General features: G+C 54.0%; 17 protein-coding genes. 14 read left to right on the top strand and 3 right to left on the bottom strand.

The window, feature by feature from the left end:
* Positions 1–54 precede the first annotated feature (54 nt).
* Positions 55–576 (top strand): DapH/DapD/GlmU-related protein, encoded by a 522-nt coding sequence (locus tag G7Y52_RS06300; RefSeq protein WP_165068131.1) that lies wholly within the window; start codon positions 55–57, stop codon positions 574–576.
* A gap of 55 nt (positions 577–631) precedes the next feature.
* Here G7Y52_RS06300 and G7Y52_RS06295 read toward each other — a convergent pair whose 3' ends face one another.
* Together G7Y52_RS06295 and G7Y52_RS06290 are read right to left on the bottom strand one after the other, a co-directional pair.
* Positions 632–3,238 carry a relaxase/mobilization nuclease domain-containing protein gene (locus G7Y52_RS06295; protein WP_165068124.1) on the bottom strand — a complete coding sequence of 869 codons (2,607 nt, stop codon included), beginning with the start codon at positions 3,236–3,238 and terminating at the stop codon, positions 632–634.
* Positions 3,235–3,561, bottom strand: coding sequence for a hypothetical protein (locus G7Y52_RS06290; protein WP_165068101.1), 327 nt, complete (start codon positions 3,559–3,561; stop codon positions 3,235–3,237). Before G7Y52_RS06290 ends, G7Y52_RS06295 begins: the two co-directional genes overlap by 4 nt.
* 452 nt (positions 3,562–4,013) lie before the next feature.
* Here G7Y52_RS06290 and G7Y52_RS06285 point away from each other — a divergent pair, with 452 nt between their 5' ends.
* The 4 genes from G7Y52_RS06285 to G7Y52_RS06270 all read left to right on the top strand — a co-directional run bounded on the left by G7Y52_RS06285 (position 4,014) and on the right by G7Y52_RS06270 (position 5,485).
* The gene (locus G7Y52_RS06285) at positions 4,014–4,262 is read left to right on the top strand and encodes a hypothetical protein (RefSeq protein WP_165068098.1); all 249 of its coding nucleotides are present in this window, start codon (positions 4,014–4,016) and stop codon (positions 4,260–4,262) included.
* 113 nt (positions 4,263–4,375) lie between these two features.
* Positions 4,376–4,819 (top strand): hypothetical protein, encoded by a 444-nt coding sequence (locus tag G7Y52_RS06280; RefSeq protein ID WP_165068095.1) that lies wholly within the window; start codon positions 4,376–4,378, stop codon positions 4,817–4,819.
* Position 4,820: 1 nt separating this feature from the next.
* A complete protein-coding gene (locus G7Y52_RS06275) occupies positions 4,821–5,072 on the top strand; it encodes a hypothetical protein (protein ID WP_165068091.1) in 252 nt (83 codons plus the stop codon).
* A gap of 83 nt (positions 5,073–5,155) precedes the next feature.
* Entirely contained in the window at positions 5,156–5,485 is a 330-nt protein-coding gene (locus G7Y52_RS06270) for a hypothetical protein (RefSeq protein ID WP_165068087.1), read from the top strand.
* A gap of 25 nt (positions 5,486–5,510) precedes the next feature.
* Here the strand turns inward: G7Y52_RS06270 and G7Y52_RS06265 are convergent, their stop codons facing one another.
* Positions 5,511–6,137: an NYN domain-containing protein gene (locus G7Y52_RS06265; RefSeq protein WP_165068084.1), complete on the bottom strand. Its 627-nt coding sequence runs from the start codon at positions 6,135–6,137 to the stop codon at positions 5,511–5,513.
* Between the two features lie 204 nt (positions 6,138–6,341).
* Between G7Y52_RS06265 and G7Y52_RS06260 the strand changes: the two genes are divergently transcribed.
* From G7Y52_RS06260 to G7Y52_RS06225, 9 genes are all read left to right on the top strand, one after another.
* Positions 6,342–7,052: a DsbA family protein gene (locus tag G7Y52_RS06260; RefSeq protein ID WP_206215218.1), complete on the top strand. Its 711-nt coding sequence runs from the start codon at positions 6,342–6,344 to the stop codon at positions 7,050–7,052.
* A gap of 90 nt (positions 7,053–7,142) precedes the next feature.
* The gene (locus G7Y52_RS15565) at positions 7,143–7,316 is read left to right on the top strand and encodes an AbrB/MazE/SpoVT family DNA-binding domain-containing protein (protein ID WP_165068077.1); all 174 of its coding nucleotides are present in this window, start codon (positions 7,143–7,145) and stop codon (positions 7,314–7,316) included.
* A gap of 472 nt (positions 7,317–7,788) precedes the next feature.
* Positions 7,789–8,109: a hypothetical protein gene (locus tag G7Y52_RS15225; RefSeq protein WP_241159619.1), complete on the top strand. Its 321-nt coding sequence runs from the start codon at positions 7,789–7,791 to the stop codon at positions 8,107–8,109.
* Complete coding sequence (locus G7Y52_RS06250; protein WP_241159618.1) at positions 8,055–11,546, top strand: SNF2-related protein; 3,492 nt, start codon at positions 8,055–8,057, stop codon at positions 11,544–11,546. Before G7Y52_RS15225 ends, G7Y52_RS06250 begins: the two co-directional genes overlap by 55 nt.
* A 108-nt stretch (positions 11,547–11,654) precedes the next feature.
* Positions 11,655–12,854 carry an integrase arm-type DNA-binding domain-containing protein gene (locus G7Y52_RS06245; protein ID WP_165068074.1) on the top strand — a complete coding sequence of 400 codons (1,200 nt, stop codon included), beginning with the start codon at positions 11,655–11,657 and terminating at the stop codon, positions 12,852–12,854.
* Positions 12,848–14,053, top strand: a complete 1,206-nt coding sequence (locus tag G7Y52_RS06240; protein ID WP_241159617.1) for an integrase arm-type DNA-binding domain-containing protein — start codon at positions 12,848–12,850, stop codon at positions 14,051–14,053. The genes G7Y52_RS06245 and G7Y52_RS06240 overlap by 7 nt, the downstream gene beginning before the upstream one ends.
* Before the next feature lie 276 nt (positions 14,054–14,329).
* Positions 14,330–14,533 (top strand): AlpA family phage regulatory protein, encoded by a 204-nt coding sequence (locus G7Y52_RS06235; protein ID WP_165068064.1) that lies wholly within the window; start codon positions 14,330–14,332, stop codon positions 14,531–14,533.
* Positions 14,534–15,251: 718 nt separating this feature from the next.
* Positions 15,252–15,602, top strand: coding sequence for a plasmid mobilization relaxosome protein MobC (mobC, locus tag G7Y52_RS06230; protein ID WP_165068059.1), 351 nt, complete (start codon positions 15,252–15,254; stop codon positions 15,600–15,602).
* Entirely contained in the window at positions 15,596–16,810 is a 1,215-nt protein-coding gene (locus G7Y52_RS06225; RefSeq protein ID WP_165068054.1) for a relaxase/mobilization nuclease domain-containing protein, read from the top strand. Before mobC ends, G7Y52_RS06225 begins: the two co-directional genes overlap by 7 nt.
* Positions 16,811–16,817 lie beyond the last annotated feature (7 nt).

The raw sequence follows: 16,817 nt of genomic DNA, 5'->3' as shown, positions 1-16,817 counted from the left end.
CTTTTGAAATTGAATAATTTCAAAAGCAAAATGCTCTAATCAGAGGATAAGGATATGGATGAAATCCGTATTGATGTGACCCGCCAGACAGAGGAGGAACTTGAGCTTGCGAGGCGCCACGCGCAGCTTGTGTTCCGGTTCAATCATACCATGCCGGAAACGCCGGAATACTCGGCCCTGATGCATGAGATTTTTCCGACAATGGGAGAAGGGAGTGTGGTATTTGCTCCCCTCACGGCAATCAGGCCGCACATGGTGCAGATTGGTAAAAATGTCGTTGTCATGAACGGCTGCCTGATGATGGCGGCAGGTGGAATCTTCATTGGTGACAATGCAATGCTGGCAGCTAATGTGCAGCTTTTAAGCAATAATCATGATTTGGTGGAGCGACAGGTCATCACATGCAAGCCCGTCCATATTGGCGCACGAGCATGGATTGGCGCGGGTGCCACAATTCTTGCAGGGGTTACCATCGGAGAAAATGCGGTCGTGGGCGCTGCGAGTGTTGTCACGCATGATGTGGAGCCAGATACCATAGTGGCCGGAAACCCCGCGCGGTTTATTCGGAAAATTTAAGATTGTCCATGTCGTTCCCCGATTATGTGTGATGTGAAAGCACATACACCAGTATTCATTGAGAATGACGAACGCGTTGATTCATCTTCTGTTCGACTGGTTGCTCCGGGTACGGTAACTTGTTGTCCGGATCCCTGCCTTCCACTTCCCGCCAGTGGGGCAGATTTTCCCTGTTGCGGGATATGGCCGCTTTGCCGCTTGCGGAAAAGGCGTAGTTGGCGACATGTTGAGCATATTCGCCCCAGCTCTTTTTCCAATGGGGCAATTTACAGTGGGAAGGCGCGCATTGGTAAACAGCCCGGCATACCTCCTCTTGCGTGTATCCGTTATACATCAGTCTGATGGCGATTTCATATTCGGGAGCACAATCCCCATTGAAACGGTGATTGGCCTGAATATCCCGCAAATGTTTTCTGTAGGCTCCTTCCATGCCGTCGATTCTGGCGCACACGTCATGTTCATCCTGTTTGATATATTGTTTCGCAAGATTTTTGACCATCTCCAGAGATTTTGCGCAATCTCCACGTCTGGCAAACATGACATTCCCGTTCAGATCAATACTTCCGGCAAGAGTTTCCCTGTCATTTGAATCTTTGCCTTGTGCGCATAAATTTTTACTTGAGCCGTACTTCGCAGTAAAAAAATTCATCATCTGTCTTTCGATGTCGGCATCATGTTTTGTATGCGGTTTTGGGCATTCAATTATGCATTGAAATCCATCACTTTCCGCCCATGATATGATAGCTGGCCTGAATCCGTCTTTCTGGATTTGAGTAACCTGATCTCGTGTCATGTTATTGATAATGAAATGATATTTATCATTTGATACAGGTACAAAGGATATTTTTCCTCCCTGTTTTTGCATATCCATGATTTGAGACATAAATCTGGAAATTTCTTCAGCATCAAGGCTTCCCTTGCCGTTTGGTTTGTCTATTACCTGAACAAAATTATAATCTTCTTTTGTCGTGTTTGTATATGTAACTATATAGTTATCGGCATTGATGATACTATTGTGCTTGTCAAAATTTTCTGTTTGCTTGAAATATTCACTGTTTCCATTATTTTGTTGTGAAAAATCAATATATTTGTATTTGTTGTTTTCCAAATACAGTTTCTCTGAAAGCTGATTTATTCTGAGTATACATGACTCATCAATATCAGATATAATAATATCCCGCTTTGCTCCAAAGGCTTGTTGAGCAATCATCCTTGCATAAAATTTAGTATCCTTCTGGTCTGAGGGGTCTTCACTGATATTTTGGCGTATAAAGCAGTCAGCTATCTCTTTTTCCGTATATCCCGCATATCTCATGTAAAGGGCTGTCAGGCTGTCTTTCCATGATTGCGCCCTGCGTTCAGGGGAAAATGTTTTCTCCACAAAAGCCCTGTATGCTTCCAGCGGCTTTGGTATCCTGCCTGTTCGTGAAAACACACGGCTTTTGACTTCCCGCATGGGGCGTCTCATGTATCCGCGATAACGCCAGATGTCGGCCTGCCTTTTGTTTTTCCCGCGCAGCCATGTCCTGAATGGGGGAAGCGCCTTGCCCGATGCGCGAGGGCGGCGGGGCGTGTCTTGTTTTTGCTTTTCCCTGAGCAAATGACGGGCAATATTCAGCATGAAAAGACCATGCCCGGCAAGAGACGCACATACGCGCTTGCGCTCCTGCATCTGCTTCTGTTCCCTGGCTTCCTGCTCCGCCGTTTCCCGTTCTCTGGCCTTGCGTGTGGTTTCGGCATGTTCCTGCCGGAGATCCTGATACTCGCGCCACTCCTCCCCGCAAACGGGGCTTAAAGGCTCTGGCGCGAGTTTGGGACAGGTTTCCGGGTATTCCCCTTCCTCATACTCGCCAAGTCGTTTGCAGAGCTTTGACAAGCCGAATTTGCGGTCAACCGAGGAAGCCTTGACCGCAGTCTCCCCAACAAAAATAACAGCGCCCGAACCTTTTCTGGCAAAGCGCAAGCCCACGGCGGCAAGTTTTTCGTGCAGTTCCTTCCACGTTACGGCGTTCCGGATAATATCATGCCCCTTTTCCTGCGCTATGCGCTGGGCGGATTTTTCGCCCGTGGCGGATTCCATTTCAGCCGCTTCATGGGTTGGCCGGACAAGCTCGTAATTGCGCTTGACGGATACAACCTTGCCTTGTTCATCGGCCTTGTAGCGGGCATGAGGATTCGTTGCCCAGCCCTGCTTTTCGGAAATCTCGGCGACAATCCTGTGGGCGGCATTGATGTCAAATCCCCGGTGGGGCTGGATGACTTTCAGGGTTGCGGGGTGAGTGCGGTTGACAACGATATGGACGTGAAAATTGCCTGTATTCTGGTGCGCCGCAATGATGGTCTGATGTTCGGCAAGCCCCATGCGCTCAAGGAAGATCCGTGTTGCCTCAATGACCTGTTCCCGGCTTGGGAGTTCATCTTCCGGCCAGCTCATGACCCAATGGGCGACAGGCATTTTGCTCTGTACGGATTCCTCGGCAAGTGAAATCATCTCCCATTTCCAGTTCTTCGTGCCGCTTGTCAGGAAATTGAAGCCCATACCGTACAGGAATTTCTGATTGCCGTCCTCGTCCTGTTTGGCAAGGATATAGTCCACAAGACCGCCGATCATGGCGGCCTTGGTCTTGCAAAAATTGGTGCGCTTGAGTTTTTTCAGAATCATGCCGGGTGGATGAGGGCTTCTATTGCCTGCCGCAATGCCCTAAAGGTACGGTTCATTTCTTCAAGGTCTTCACGCCGTCCGGTGGTTCTCACTGTCTCGAAATTGTGCTTGAGCAAACCGCCAATCCGCCGCAACTCCCTCGTCGTCTGGTCGTCGGTTCTGGCCACAATGGGTCGCCCGCCAAACAGCCTCCGCCGCAGATACTCGGATAGGGTCAGGCCCGCGCTGGCGGCCTGCTCCCGCAAGCTGGCTTCCTCCGCTTCCGAAAAACGCACAGTATGCCGGTGCGAATACCGGATTTCCCTGTTGCCTTTTGCCTTCATTGCCTTTCTGCCTTTTGAAAGTGTGAGAAGCGAAGCGCCGAACACTTGCCGGAGTCCAGAGGCGAAGCCTTTGGCAAGTTTGTAGTCGGCGTCAGACGGCTACCAACTTGTAAAGACAAACTGCAAACGTGAGCCAAAATACCGCTGATTGATTTTTCCATTGCCTTTGCTCCCTTCACTTTGTTGATTGGCTTCAGCATACGCTCAGAAATAGTTTTATATCCAGTGAAAAAAGCAAATAGACGGTATTATACTGTCCTGAACAAACTTTTCTGATTTCTATTTTGTATGATAAATATTTATTTATTGTCCATATACGTCCATCTTCAACACTGTAATTTTATGTTATCCAATACAATCCACGAAATGGCGTTGAATAAAAATATGAAATTGTGCTACTGAAAATCAATTCTCCATTTTGTCAATTCACATTCAAAACAGGATAAACGCCAATGGCAAAGCCAATACGCTACACTGACGCGCAAATAGAAACGGCCCGCAAAAAACTCCGCAGTCTGGCGGCGCAAAATCAGGGACACACGCGGGCGGAAACTGTCGGGATACTCTCTGCCGATGTCCGCAAGGCCGCTCAAAAGGGATACAGCATACGGCAAATTCGGGAGGTGCTGACTGAGGCCGGACTTGCAATCTCGCTTGACCGTCTCAAGGTGGTACTGAACGCGCCGGAAGAAAACAGCTAGGCGGAACTTTCTGCTACTGGCGGCAAGTCCGGGGCGATTGCACCCCTGCCTGACGAAAAGCCCGCGCAGCCTGTCGCGAGCACGTCACTTGTACGGAAAGAGGAGAAGTTGTGATGAAAAATTCCGTCCCTGCGCAACTGACGCTTTTCCCCATGCCCCAGAGGGAAATTCGGGGCTTGAGCTTCATAAGCGCAATCAAAAGCGGCTTGCGCCCTTACGAATACAAGTCAGTGATTGAGGCTTCGTGCATGGAGGCCATTCTGGATTTCAAGATATGGGGAAAAACTCCCTGCCTTGGGTGCTACTTCCGGGACATCTCCACGGGCAAAAAGTTTGTGCTGTACGCCCATGATGATTGTCATTCCCGTCGCTACACACCCAAAGACAAGGGAGTTGACTTCAGTCAATCCGGCATTGAGGGCAGTCTGTTTTATCTCGTAACCCGAAAAACACGGACGGGCAAAACGTCATGGCAGAATGCCAGGCTGCTTCTTGGCCCCGACCAGCAAGCGGCAATTCGGGACAGGATATTTGAGGTGTATTCCGGCAGGGAGTGAATTGTCTTTTCACCTTTCTGCTTTCGCCATGTATTCCTGCCCGGAAGCCCCGCCGAAGGCATTCCCGCTCATCAGCCACAAACACGAAAAGCCGAAAGAAAGGCGGCAGGGTCAAGGTTGCGAAGCGCCCGAAGGGCTTGACCTTGACCGTGCCGCCGCTTTCGGCAACGTGCCGCGTCTTGATGGGCCGGAAGGAAGACTGGGGAATGTCCTGCAAGGGCCGGACAAATCCTTTTCCATCCAGGAAAAATAGGGGTTGATTTTAGGGGTAAATTTATCGTGACTCTGATTTATTCTATTGTTTTTTTTTATAAAAATATGTTGAACTTGATGCTCATGAAAATGCAGGACGCTGAGAAGACATGGGAATTATTGCGCGGGCAGGCAGGGCAAAGCACTGTCCTTCGCACCACAGGCTTCAACGTCAATGAACAAATCAGTTCCGACTATCGCGACGCCAACTCCACCACAGTGGAGCAGGAAGACCGCGTTGTCCTGCGCGACTTGCAGGAACAGATAGAGGGCGAGGCCCATTTTGTCTTTTCCGGCCAGATCGTCCGGGGCGATATGTTCTATGCCAATCCCTCACTCAAAAAGGCGCAACTGAGAGTGCCGCAGTTGCTCCAACTGGCACAGGAGAACAAGAGCAATGATCTTGCCGCATAGTGTGTCAAATGTGTTGATTCAAAACTCAGCGGCGAAATTGCTCCCGCGCCTTGAACAGATCAAAGCTGGCCCAACTCGTTGCGGCCAACTCATGTCCATGATTGGGGAAAAACGCATGAATGACTTTGATATTACGCGCCAGGAGTTTTTGCACCGCCGGAATGAAATCCCTGTCAGCCGAAACAAGGGCAATAACGTCACAACAATTGGAATACGCCATATCGAGCATTTCGGTCGCAATCTGTGTATCAACGCCCTTTTCCTGCGTACCGAGCATGGAAGCATGGCAAAAGGGGCACTCTGTTATTTCATGGTGTGCAGCACCTGTACAGTGAGGCCCTCTTCTGCGCTTCTGTCGAGGCACAAAGCTCACCGCGACACCAGGAACCTTGGAAAGGACTGTCGTTGCCCAAGAACGAAGCCTTGCATCGCCGGGCGACGAAGGGTCGTAAGAACCGAAAATAAAACACCGTCCATATTGGACGGTTTCACCAAGCAGAAGAGAAATTTCCTGGATAACGATAGAAGGCAATTTGAACCAGTCTGTCAGAAAACCGGGTTCAAGTTCTTTCATGGTCAACTCGTAATTCCAGAAGTCCACAAAGATCATGCCCCGTGGTTTAGCTTCCAGCAGCTCTGTGGACTCGGACATAGGCACTCCAAAAGAAAAGGAGGAATAAATTCCTCCTTAAAAGTGTTCATCTATCGCCAATCCGATTCCAGCTATACCTGGGGATCAGCGATGGGCAGTAATTGGAAATAAGATACGGCTATTTCAGCCATTGTCAATACCTAATCTTCATCCACAGGATCTGCCATGAAAACCATGCTCATTGCTTTATCATTATTTTTCAATATGTTCTGCACCAATCTTGCCCACGCAGGAACGCCCGCATCTGACAGGATAGCCGTGGAAGCTGGCGTGAAAACCGAGATCGCCAAAGACCTGTCCCAAGCTTATCGGCCTTTGGAGGCGCTCTCCGGCAGAACCTGCCTTGACGGCAGACTGGTGGACGGTTTTCAGGGCGATATTGCGGAACTCTGGTCGAATCTCGAATGCCCCTATTGCGGCATTCAGGAGCCGCTTCAGGCGCAACGGGACAACCCCGGTCTGTGCATCGTCGTGCGGCATATTCCCTCGGATGAATACGGCGAATCGCTGAAAAAAGCTCTGGCCTATGAGGCGTTGCGCGGCTTTTCCCTCAATGCGGCGCATCGCTTCTGGGCTGCCGTTCTGCCAAAAACTACGCTCGGCATTCCGGTTCCCTATGAAGCCGCCCTCCAGTCCGCGCTTCAGGAAGCCGCCATTGCGCCGGAAGCCCTTGCGGACGCCCTGCAAGCTGCCACCTCTCTGGTGAGCGCGGATATTGTCGCCGCGCAATCGCGCATCACGTCCACGCCCACATGGATTCTCAACGGTATCCGCTTTCCGGCCTGCGACTTCACGGCGGCGGAACTGCCCACGGCCCTGGAACTGAGCCGCCAGGTTCGCGCCGGGGATTCGGACGCTCAGGAGCGCGTCATCGGAATCATCACGCGCGGCCTGCTGAACGAATCTCTTTTGTAGCCGAAGGGGACAGGCGCTTGACCTTTTGCCACAGCTCTTTTATCTTATTTCCAAGACAATACTTGGAAGTAAGAAACAAGGAGAACAGGCATGGAACTGGCCAAGCTCACCTCGCGCTGCCAACTCACGCTTCCCCGCGAAGTCCGGCAGAAGCTCGGCGTCAAGGAAGGGGACAAGGTTGTTTTCTTTGAGGAAAACGGGCGGATTTTTATTGAAAACGCTGAAAAGCTGAAACTCGCCCAAACGGAACACAATGACGGGTAGCCCGACCATGCGCCGCCTGCCCGTCCTCCAGACAAGGACAGACACATGGCCAGACGGCGCAAGCAGGCAAACGATCCTCGCCAGTTGTCGCTCTTCGATGTAATGGCGACGCAGATCGAGGAAATACGGGCGGAAAACATCCAGGACGACATGCGGGAGGAAGCCGTTTCCCCCGTACAGGCTGAACAGGCGCAACCGGCTTCCGTTGTGCCGGAGCCGGAACAGCATCAGGGCTTTTCCTTTCCGACAAACGACAAGCCGGAAAGAACGCTCCTCGGCCTCAACGGCAACGGCGAATCCGTGTATGAAATGCGCGACGGCTCGCGCATGTACAGCCGCAATCCTGAAATCATGCAGATCATGGACGGCGACAAACGGACGCCCGAAAAGCTGTTTGAGGCCGGAGCCGACGAGTATCTGACCGTACAGGAAATCCACCATTTCACCCATACCCTTCCCTGGGAGGTGCAACATGCTCGACAGACAAACCTGTCCCCTCGAAATCGCAAGAAAGGTTCTCAAGCTCGAAACAATCAACGACGTGCGCAGCGGGGGCTACACGCCCCTGGGCTACTCGATTTTGGATCGCTGGGCGCTGAACAGCCCCGACGAACTGAGGATGCTGGAAGCGAAGGGGAGCCTGGCCTTCGACCTGAAACTGTACGGTCAGCAACAGACGGAAGCACAGGCGTTGAGCAGCGAGACGGCCCGGCAGGCGAGCCTGCGGGGGATGTCCGATTGGGAGATATTGGAGAGCATGGGCATCGACATGAGCCTGAAAATTACCAAATAACTCCTGAAGACCGGCTGGGCGTTGGCGGTGCGAAAACCAAATATGCGGATAATATCGCCGCCATACGCCTGCTCAAACAGCTTCAGGCCAATGGCGCGAAACTGGCCACGCCGGAAGAACAGAAAATTCTTGTCCGCTATGTGGGCTGGGGCGGGCTGCCGCAGGTCTTTGACGCTAAAAATGAGCAATGGGCCGCTGAATACCGGGAATTGCAGGGTCTGCTTTCCCCGGACGACTATGCGGCCGCCCGCCGCTCCACGCAGGATGCCCACTACACTTCGGAAACGGTCATTCGGGGCATATATGAGGGGCTTTCCCGGCTTGGCCTCGGCATGGGTGAATCTCTCCGCATCCTGGAGCCTTCAGCGGGCATCGGCCACTTCATCGGTCTCTGCCCCAAACATTTCAGTGCCCTCTTTTTAGCGGTGGAGCAGGATCCCACGACTTCAGCCATCGCTCAATACCTTTATCCCCAAGAAGTACATCTTAACACCGGTTTCCAGAACAGCCGGCTTCGTCACGCTGGCATAGACGCCGTGGTCGGCAATCCTCCCTTCGGCAAGCAGTCGCTGTACGATCCTGATTTCCCCGAACTGCGGAAATTCTCCATCCACAACTATTTCCTGGCCAAGTCCATCAGCCTGATGCGGGAAGGCGGCGTCGCGGCCTTTGTGGTCAGCCGCTATTTTCTGGACGCCGCCGATTCCTCGGCGCGTGAGCATATCGCGGGCCAGGCCGATCTTCTCGGCGCTATCCGCCTGCCGGAAACAGCCTTCCGCCAGAACGCGCTCACCGATGTCACGACCGACATCGTGTTTTTCCAGCGCCACAACGGCGAAAACAAGCGAAGCAGGGATTGGATCACGACGGGTTCGGGCGTTGTGGACGACCTCAAAAACGGTGGTTCGCGCCAGGCCGTGATCAACAGCTATTTCCTCCAGAATCCCGGCCAGATGATCGGCAGAATGGTCTTTGACGGCGGCATGTACGAGGGCGCGCTGTCCTGTATTACCGACACGCCACTGGAACTCGGCCCGGAAATCGCCAAACGTCTGGACGCGCTTCCGGCGGACTGCTTCGTGCCGCGAGAGGAAAGCCCGCAAAACACGGAAGTCCGGGTACGCAACGCCGACTTCATCCGCAGCCCGTATTTCCAGGCGCTGAAGCCCGGCGCGTTGTGCGTTGAGCCGCAAAGCCGGAAGATTGCCTTCAAAGTCGCCTCCGCCTTTGCTGAAAACGATTACGATCTGCTGCCGGTCAAAAACGAAACCGCCCGGTTGCGTCTGGCGGGCATGATTCAGATTCGGGACACGTTGCGCGAATTGCTCAATGAGGAAAAGAGCGACGGCGACGAAAGTAAAATGACGGTTCTGCGTGGCCGTCTCAACAGTCAGTATGACGCTTTCGTCAAAAAGTACGGCCACCTCAATTCCCAGACCAATCGCGGCCTGATGCGGGACGACCCCGAACACAGCCTGCTGGAATCACTTGAGGCCGACTACGACAAGGGCCTGTCGCCGGAAACGGCCCGCAAGCATGGCGGAACCGCCCGTCCCGCCTCGGCCAAAAAGGCCGCCATTTTCCGGCAACGGGTGCTCAAGCCCGCGCAGGTGGCGGAAACAGCGGAAAACGCCAGAGACGCTCTGCTCATTGCCCTGCGGGAAAACGGCAGGGTGGATTTCAGCCGCATGGCGCAGCTTCTGCATCGTCCGGCGGAGGACATTCAGACGGAATTGCGCGACCAGGGGCAGATTTTCCTGAATCCCGCCACTGAGGAGTGGGAAATCCGCGACAGATACCTGACCGGCAATGTCCGCGCCAAGCTGCATCGGGCGCAGGCCGCGGCGGAATCCGATCCCCGCTTCGCTCCCAATGTGGAAGCGTTGGCTGCCGTCATGCCGCCGGATATTGAGGCCGTGGACATCGGCATCAAATTCGGATCGGCCTGGGTTCCGGCGCAGGTCATCTCGGATTTTGTGGAGCATCTGCACGGCGGCAAGGGGATGCAGGAGATCACCTGGCTGCCCACGCTCGGACGCTGGCTGGCGAAAGTGGATATCTGGGACATGGCCATAAACGACAATGTGTGGGGCATCCCCGAATATCCGGCGGAAAAGATTCTTGAATCCTTGCTCATCAATCGCCCCATCAAGGTTGAGAAGGAAAGCGGCAGTTATGACGAAAACGGAAAGCCCATTATGGTCATTGATCAGGAACTGACCGCCGCCGCCATGCAAAAGGCCGATGAAATCAGGCAGGCGTTTCTGGATTGGGTATGGACGGACGATGAACGGCGCGACATGCTCAGTAAACTCTACAACGAACGCTTCAATACCAACGTGCCGCCGCAGTATGACGGATCGCATCTTGAACTGGTCAACGCCTCCGAGGCGGTCAAACTGCGTCCGCACCAGAAAAATGCGGTGTGGCGGGCCATTCAGGAGGGCACCTGCCTGTTCGACCACGTTGTGGGCGCGGGAAAGACGCTGGCCTGTGTGGCCACGGTCATGGAATCCAAACGCATGGGCTTTCTTTCCAAGCCCATGATTGTTGTCCCCAACCACCTGCTGCACCAGTGGCGCGATGAATTTTACAAATTGTATCCTGACGCCAACATTCTCGTTGCGGACAAGACGGATTTTACCAAACAGAACAGGCAGCGGCTCTTTGCCAAAATCGCCACAGGTGATTGGGATGCCGTCATTGTGGCACATTCATCCTTTCGCAAGATCGATATGCCGCGTGATGTGCAGGAGGAAATTCTTCAGGAACAGATCAACATGGTTATAGACGCCATTGCGGCCGCAAAAGAGGCGGCGGGCGGACGGGCCACCATCAAGCAACTGGAAAAACAGCGGGAGAAAATGGAAACCCGCTACCAGGAACTGGTTGCCTCGGCAGGCAAGAAAGATGAGAATGTGGACTTTTCGGATTTGGGCGTGGATGCGCTCTTTGTGGATGAAAGCCATGAGTTCAAGAATCTGGCCTTTCAGACCACGATGAACGTCTCCGGCCTGGGTAATGTCACAGGTTCCGCCAAGGCGCTCGACCTGTTCATCAAGTGCCGCTATCTGCAACGCAAAAATGATGGACGTGGCGTGTACTTCATGACCGGAACGCCTATCAGCAATACCATTGCTGAAGTCTATACTCTGCAACGCTATATGCAGTATGAGGAGCTGAAAAACAAGGATATTGAATTTTTTGACGCCTGGGCATCCACGTTCGGGCAAGTCACCAATGGTTGGGAGTTGGACGCTACGGGGGTCAATTACAAACTCTCATTTCACGTCCAAATAGATCTATTTAGACTTATAATATCTTATATTTCAATATATTATCTAAAATCATTCATCCAGAGAAGTCCAGGAAAAGCGCCTTGCATCCCGCTGTTTTCCGGGTATTATTCAGGGTATCCATACCAATCGGTATTCTGAAATATTCTCATATAATTTATTGAGAATACTACAAATATTTTTATTTGTGGGTATCGGATACCATAGGATTCATGGGGACTTACGGGTATCCCTGACACGGAGAAAACCATGCTGGATGATCGCTTTATTCAAGGGTTGAAAGCCGCCGACAAGCCGAAAAAGTACGCGGACGGCGGCGGGCTGTTCCTGTTCATTCCGGCCAGCGGCAAAAAGCTCTGGCGACTGGCGTACCGTTTTGACCGAAAGGCCAAGCTCCTTTCCTTCGGTGAATATCCCCAGGTGTCGCTCCGCGCCGCACGGCAACGCCGGGATGAAGCCAAGGAGGTGCTCAAGGACGGCATTGACCCGGCGGAACACAGGAAGGCCGCGCGGGCATCGACCGACACAGCCACCTTTCAAAGCGTGGCTATGGAATGGTACGAGCGGGAAACCCTTCACTGTAGAAGCCGCTATCGCGCCTTCATGATGCGGGGGATGACGGAATATTTCTTTCCGGCCTTCGGCGGAAAGGTCATGACAGACATTGCCGCCGAAGACATTATGAGCGCCATTGAACCGTTGCGGCAATCCGGGAAATTGCGCGGAGGCCGCAGACTGACGGATGTCTGCGGCCAGATATGCCGCTATGCCGTCGCCACAGGCAAGGCCGCGCGGGACGCCACGGAAGAACTGCCCATGTCGCTGCGTTCCAGACAAACAGGACACAGAGCCGCCGCGCTCGACGCCGGGAAACTCGGCCAGATTATGCTCAACCTTGAGCGGCATGACGGCTATTTCCCCGTCAAATGCGCTCTGCGGCTGGTTCCCTTGCTGTTTGTCCGTTCCGGCGAATTACGCTGCGCGGCATGGAGCGAATTTGATTTCTCCCGCAGGCTCTGGATCATCCCCGCGCAACGCATGGCGGCGAAACATGAGCATGTTGTGCCTCTCGCGCCGCAGGTAGTCAACATTCTCAGGGAATTGAAGGCATACTCCGGTCATGGAACCTTGCTGTTCCCCGGCGTTCGCATACCTGAACGTCCCATCGACATATCTACCATCACCGTTTCCCTGCGCAGACGCGGATATGACGGCATAAAGCTGTCCTTTGACGGAATCCGCTCTCTTGTTGCCAAACTGTTGCCCGATCTTGGGTACGAACAGAACATCATCGACATACAGTTGGCGCGCTCCGGCCGCACACGTTTTGATCCGTGGCAGTATCTGCCGGAAAGAAAAACCATGATGCGGGAATGGGCCGGGTATCTTTTTCTCCTGCGAGACAAGGCGTTGCGGGAGACATCCCGTCAGGGAGGTACGTCATGCTGACCGACACGCAAATCAGGAATCTGAAGCCCGCTGAAAAAGCGAAAAAATACGCGGACGGCGGCGGTCTGTACCTCTATGTCGCCAGGACCGGCTCAAAGCTCTGGCGCATGGCGTACCGCTTCAATGACAAGGAAAAGCTGCTCAGTTTCGGGGAATATCCGATTGTCTCTTTGAAGGATGCCCGGACAAAACGGAATGAGGCCAAAAAGCTGCTTGCCGACGGTATTGATCCGGGCAGGCACAAGAAAGAGATGAAGAACGCCGCCCTTCTCGCGGAAGCCAATACTTTCGAGCATGTTGTCCTTGAATGGCATGAAACGCAGACCGTCCACAATTCCGAAAAAGACAGGGAAAGAAAACTATACACATTCAGACACTATCTTTTCCCCGCGTTGAAACGGAAGCCCATTTCCGAGGTCACGGCGCAAGACCTGCTGCTGATACTCAAGCCCCTTGAAAAACAGGGACAGGAGCTTGTCGCCCACAGAATCATCCAGTATTGCGGCATGGTTTTCCGCTACGCCGTGGCCACAGGCAGAGTGACGCGCAACATTGCCGTCGACCTTCGCGGAGCCATACGTCCGCATCAGGGCAGGCACAGGGCCACCATCGTTTCCAATGAAAAAATCGGCGTGCTTCTGAACAGGTTGGACAACTATCCCGGCCATTTCCAGGTTAAGTGCGCGTTGCGTCTTTTCCCTCTGCTCTTTGTCCGTTCCGTCGAACTTGCCCGCGCCGAATGGCGCGAGTTCAATTTTGAAGCACGGGAATGGCACATACCTGGCGAGCGTATGAAAATGCGAAAACCGCACATCGTCCCGTTGTCATCACAGGCGATTGCCATTCTCAAGGAGCTTCACGCCGTTACCGGGGGCGGAACCTATCTTTTCCCCTCAAGAAACAGCGTGAGGAAGCCTATTCACTATTCCACTCCGTTACAGGCATTGCGCGCCCTGGGATACGGCAAGGAGGAAATGTGTATTCATGGCTTCCGGTCTATGGCCTCGACCCTGCTCAATGAACAGGGCTTTGATCCGGACTGGATAGAACGGCAACTGGCTCACAAGGAAAAGGATACCTCCCGTATCGCCTACAACCATGCCCAATATCTTCCCCAGCGGCATCGCATGATGCAGGCATGGGCTGACTTTTTGGACGGCTTGCGCGAAGAGGCACAGCAGGACAATGAAGTGTCATAATGTCTGTTACAAGCAACAAGGGGCGAATATGTCCAATACAATCCAGTGAAAACATTACCTCCATGCGTGTTTATAATTATATAATTTCAATAAGTTACATCAACACATCTTCAAACACAAAAACATGTCAAGTGGTATTTTGAATTTTTTTAAACACAAGCGGCATCTCACAGGACAATATTGGATTTATCCCGCTGTATGCGGGAACCTCAAATCAGAAGGGACGGAAAAACCTATGATATGCTGTGCCGAACCTAACCAGACAGGAGAAAGTCCATGCAAAATATACCCAGTAACGCTCTGCTTCGTCTGCCGCAGGTACTTGCGCTCATCCCCGTCAGCCGTAGCGCATGGTGGGCGGGCTGCAAGAGCGGTCGGTATCCGAAACCCGTCAAACTCGGTCCGCGCACAACGGCGTGGAGAGCGGCGGATATTGCCGCGCTTCTGGAAAAGCTCACTGTCGATCCGGAGGAAAAATGAATCCCGTTTTTCCCCCGGCTCTCCGTCCGTCACTCCCGCAGGAGTGCCGGAAGCGTGCATCCGGTCAAGGCCGTGCCCGGTCGGGCCGCTTCGCGGGCCTTGACCAAACGCCCTTGCTTTCCGGCTATGGATGCTTGCGGGCGACGGACGAGGAAGCCTCCGGCGGGGGCTCGGTCAAAGGAAACTCGCAAGCCAGAAGCATAAAGACAACGACACGAAAAAGCGTTTCCCGCCTCCCACGGCTCTCCCCCATACCGGCACGCGGCGGGCGCGATACCTGCAAGCCCGTCCCGGCTTACTCTCCTCAGAATCTTCCCGATACATACGGCGTTGCCTCCCGCCCGACGTTCAAATGCCCGCGCCGTCATGTGCATCATGCTGACCATGTTGTGAGCCGGATACTGATTGAGCGGCTTGTGCATGGCGTTCACTCTTTCGCCGCATACCGCCTTCTTACGAGCCGGATGTTTATCTGGAGCCGTCGCTATACCCGCCAGCGACACACCGGATACGACTGCGCTTCACGCCCGATACGCACTCGCCGCATTCCTGATGCCCGCACCATGCGTCTTTGTTTTTGCGCGGATGCCTGTTCATTTGTCCGTCATTGTCTCCGAGGGCCAGCTTACGTTTCGTCTATACGCTGCGCGTATAGCCTCACGGCTGGCGAGGGGCAAAGCCCCTTCGAACCCCAAAAGGCAAAAAGGCAGGAAAGGCAATGAGGCGCGTCAAGCCCGTGCGCAACGCCGCTGTCATCGTGCGCGTGTTCCCGGAGGAGCGCGACATCCTCCGCTTCAACGCGGGAGTGCATGGCATGAGCATGTCGGAGTACATCCGCCAGACCTGCCTTGGCATCCGCCTGCGGAAAACGCCGGAAGAGAAACGGCGGTTGCGGGAACTGGCCCGCATCGGCGCGAACATCAATCAGCTCGCGAGATGGGCCAACACCTGCAAGCGGGCAACGGAAGCCGTGGAGGTATTGACGGCGCTGGCAGGCATCGAACGGCGCATCGCCGAGTTCGCATCATGCGCTTCAGCGGAAGATGAACCGGAGGCCGGGCCATGCTGATGAAGGTCTTTCCGCACGGCACCGGAGAAGGCGACAAGCCCAGCCGCTATCTTGTGCGCCCGGACTATCCGGGGAGAGACACAGCCCCGCCTCAGGTGCTGCGCGGCGATCCCGCCATGACCCGTGCGCTCATCGACAGCATAGAGCGGCGATGGAAATTCACCTCCGGCGTTCTGTCGTGGCACCCTGATGAGAAGATCAGCGAGACACAGGAAGAGGAAGTCATGGACGCTTTCGAGCAGGTGGCCTTCGCCGGACTGGAAGCGGATCAGCGCAATATCCTCTGGGTACGGCATACCCATGCCGGGCATCATGAGCTGCATTTTCTGATTCCGCGACTGGAGCTTTCCAGCGGCAAGGATTTCAACGCCTGCCCTCCCGGCTGGCAAAAGGACTTTGCTGTCTTCCGCGACCTGTTCAACTGGCGCGAAGGCTGGGCGCGGCCAGATGATCCGGCACGGGCGCGGGACGAGCTTCCGAAAAAGGCCGACCTGTTCAAGGCGCGAATGGCGCGATGGGGCAAGGAAATCCGGGAAAGCGACCGCGACAGGGCCAAAGAGGTCATTCATGCCCTTCTCAAGGAGAAAGTAACGCGGGGACTTGTCCGGAACCGGGAAGATGTTCTGAACGCTCTGAAGGAACAGGGACTGCGCATCAACCGCGAAGGCAGGGACCACATCAGCGTCATCGCCCCGGACAGCGGCATGAAGATGCGCTTCAGGGGAGGTTTTTACGCCAGAGGCTGGACGCCCAAAGCCGCCCCGAAGGAAAAATCCGAAGAAAAGAAGCAGGAAACGGCGCGGCGCATGGTTGCCCGTCTGCAACCGGCTTTTGAGCGCGCCATTGAAAAACGCGCCGCCTGCAACATCAAACGCTATCCGGCAAAATGGAATCAGCTCCCCCGCGAGGAAGCCCTCCTTTTGCCCCAGCTTCAGGAGGATACCATTCATGACCGAAACAGAACGGATGCTGATACAGAGCCTGAAACGGATGGAGGAGAACTGCAATGCCCGGCTGACGGCTTTCAGCACGAGGATGAACGTACTGGAGGACAAACAGATGCTGCTTCAGACGGAACTTCGCACGTTGAAGAGATTGTTCACCGATGTCAGCGAAGTGTACAGCAGCTTGCAAACCTTGTTGGCGACCTTGAAAAACGGCGCATAGAGCGGGAACGCCAGAGCCGACCGCGCAGGCGGATGAGATAGGAGGAAA

This window comes from Desulfovibrio sp. ZJ200, from assembly GCF_011039095.1.
Classification (GTDB): domain Bacteria; phylum Desulfobacterota; class Desulfovibrionia; order Desulfovibrionales; family Desulfovibrionaceae; genus Desulfovibrio.
Note: the sequence above shows the minus strand (reverse complement) of the source record. Positions and strands in the feature narration are given on the sequence as shown.

Excerpts from the sequence above, each read along its gene's own strand:
- G7Y52_RS06245 (WP_165068074.1), top strand. The coding sequence starts at position 11,655 with ATGCTGGATGATCGCTTTATTCAAGGGTTGAAAGCCGCCGACAAGCCG.
- mobC (WP_165068059.1), top strand. The coding sequence starts at position 15,252 with ATGAGGCGCGTCAAGCCCGTGCGCAACGCCGCTGTCATCGTGCGCGTG.
- G7Y52_RS06280 (WP_165068095.1), top strand. The coding sequence starts at position 4,376 with ATGAAAAATTCCGTCCCTGCGCAACTGACGCTTTTCCCCATGCCCCAG.
- G7Y52_RS06265 (WP_165068084.1), bottom strand. The coding sequence starts at position 6,137 with ATGTCCGAGTCCACAGAGCTGCTGGAAGCTAAACCACGGGGCATGATC.
- G7Y52_RS15225 (WP_241159619.1), top strand. The coding sequence starts at position 7,789 with ATGCTCGACAGACAAACCTGTCCCCTCGAAATCGCAAGAAAGGTTCTC.
- G7Y52_RS06260 (WP_206215218.1), top strand. The coding sequence starts at position 6,342 with ATGTTCTGCACCAATCTTGCCCACGCAGGAACGCCCGCATCTGACAGG.
- G7Y52_RS06295 (WP_165068124.1), bottom strand. The coding sequence starts at position 3,238 with ATGATTCTGAAAAAACTCAAGCGCACCAATTTTTGCAAGACCAAGGCC.
- G7Y52_RS15565 (WP_165068077.1), top strand. The coding sequence starts at position 7,143 with ATGGAACTGGCCAAGCTCACCTCGCGCTGCCAACTCACGCTTCCCCGC.
- G7Y52_RS06300 (WP_165068131.1), top strand. The coding sequence starts at position 55 with ATGGATGAAATCCGTATTGATGTGACCCGCCAGACAGAGGAGGAACTT.
- G7Y52_RS06285 (WP_165068098.1), top strand. The coding sequence starts at position 4,014 with ATGGCAAAGCCAATACGCTACACTGACGCGCAAATAGAAACGGCCCGC.
- G7Y52_RS06290 (WP_165068101.1), bottom strand. The coding sequence starts at position 3,561 with ATGAAGGCAAAAGGCAACAGGGAAATCCGGTATTCGCACCGGCATACT.
- G7Y52_RS06240 (WP_241159617.1), top strand. The coding sequence starts at position 12,848 with ATGCTGACCGACACGCAAATCAGGAATCTGAAGCCCGCTGAAAAAGCG.
- G7Y52_RS06235 (WP_165068064.1), top strand. The coding sequence starts at position 14,330 with ATGCAAAATATACCCAGTAACGCTCTGCTTCGTCTGCCGCAGGTACTT.
- G7Y52_RS06270 (WP_165068087.1), top strand. The coding sequence starts at position 5,156 with ATGAAAATGCAGGACGCTGAGAAGACATGGGAATTATTGCGCGGGCAG.
- G7Y52_RS06225 (WP_165068054.1), top strand. The coding sequence starts at position 15,596 with ATGCTGATGAAGGTCTTTCCGCACGGCACCGGAGAAGGCGACAAGCCC.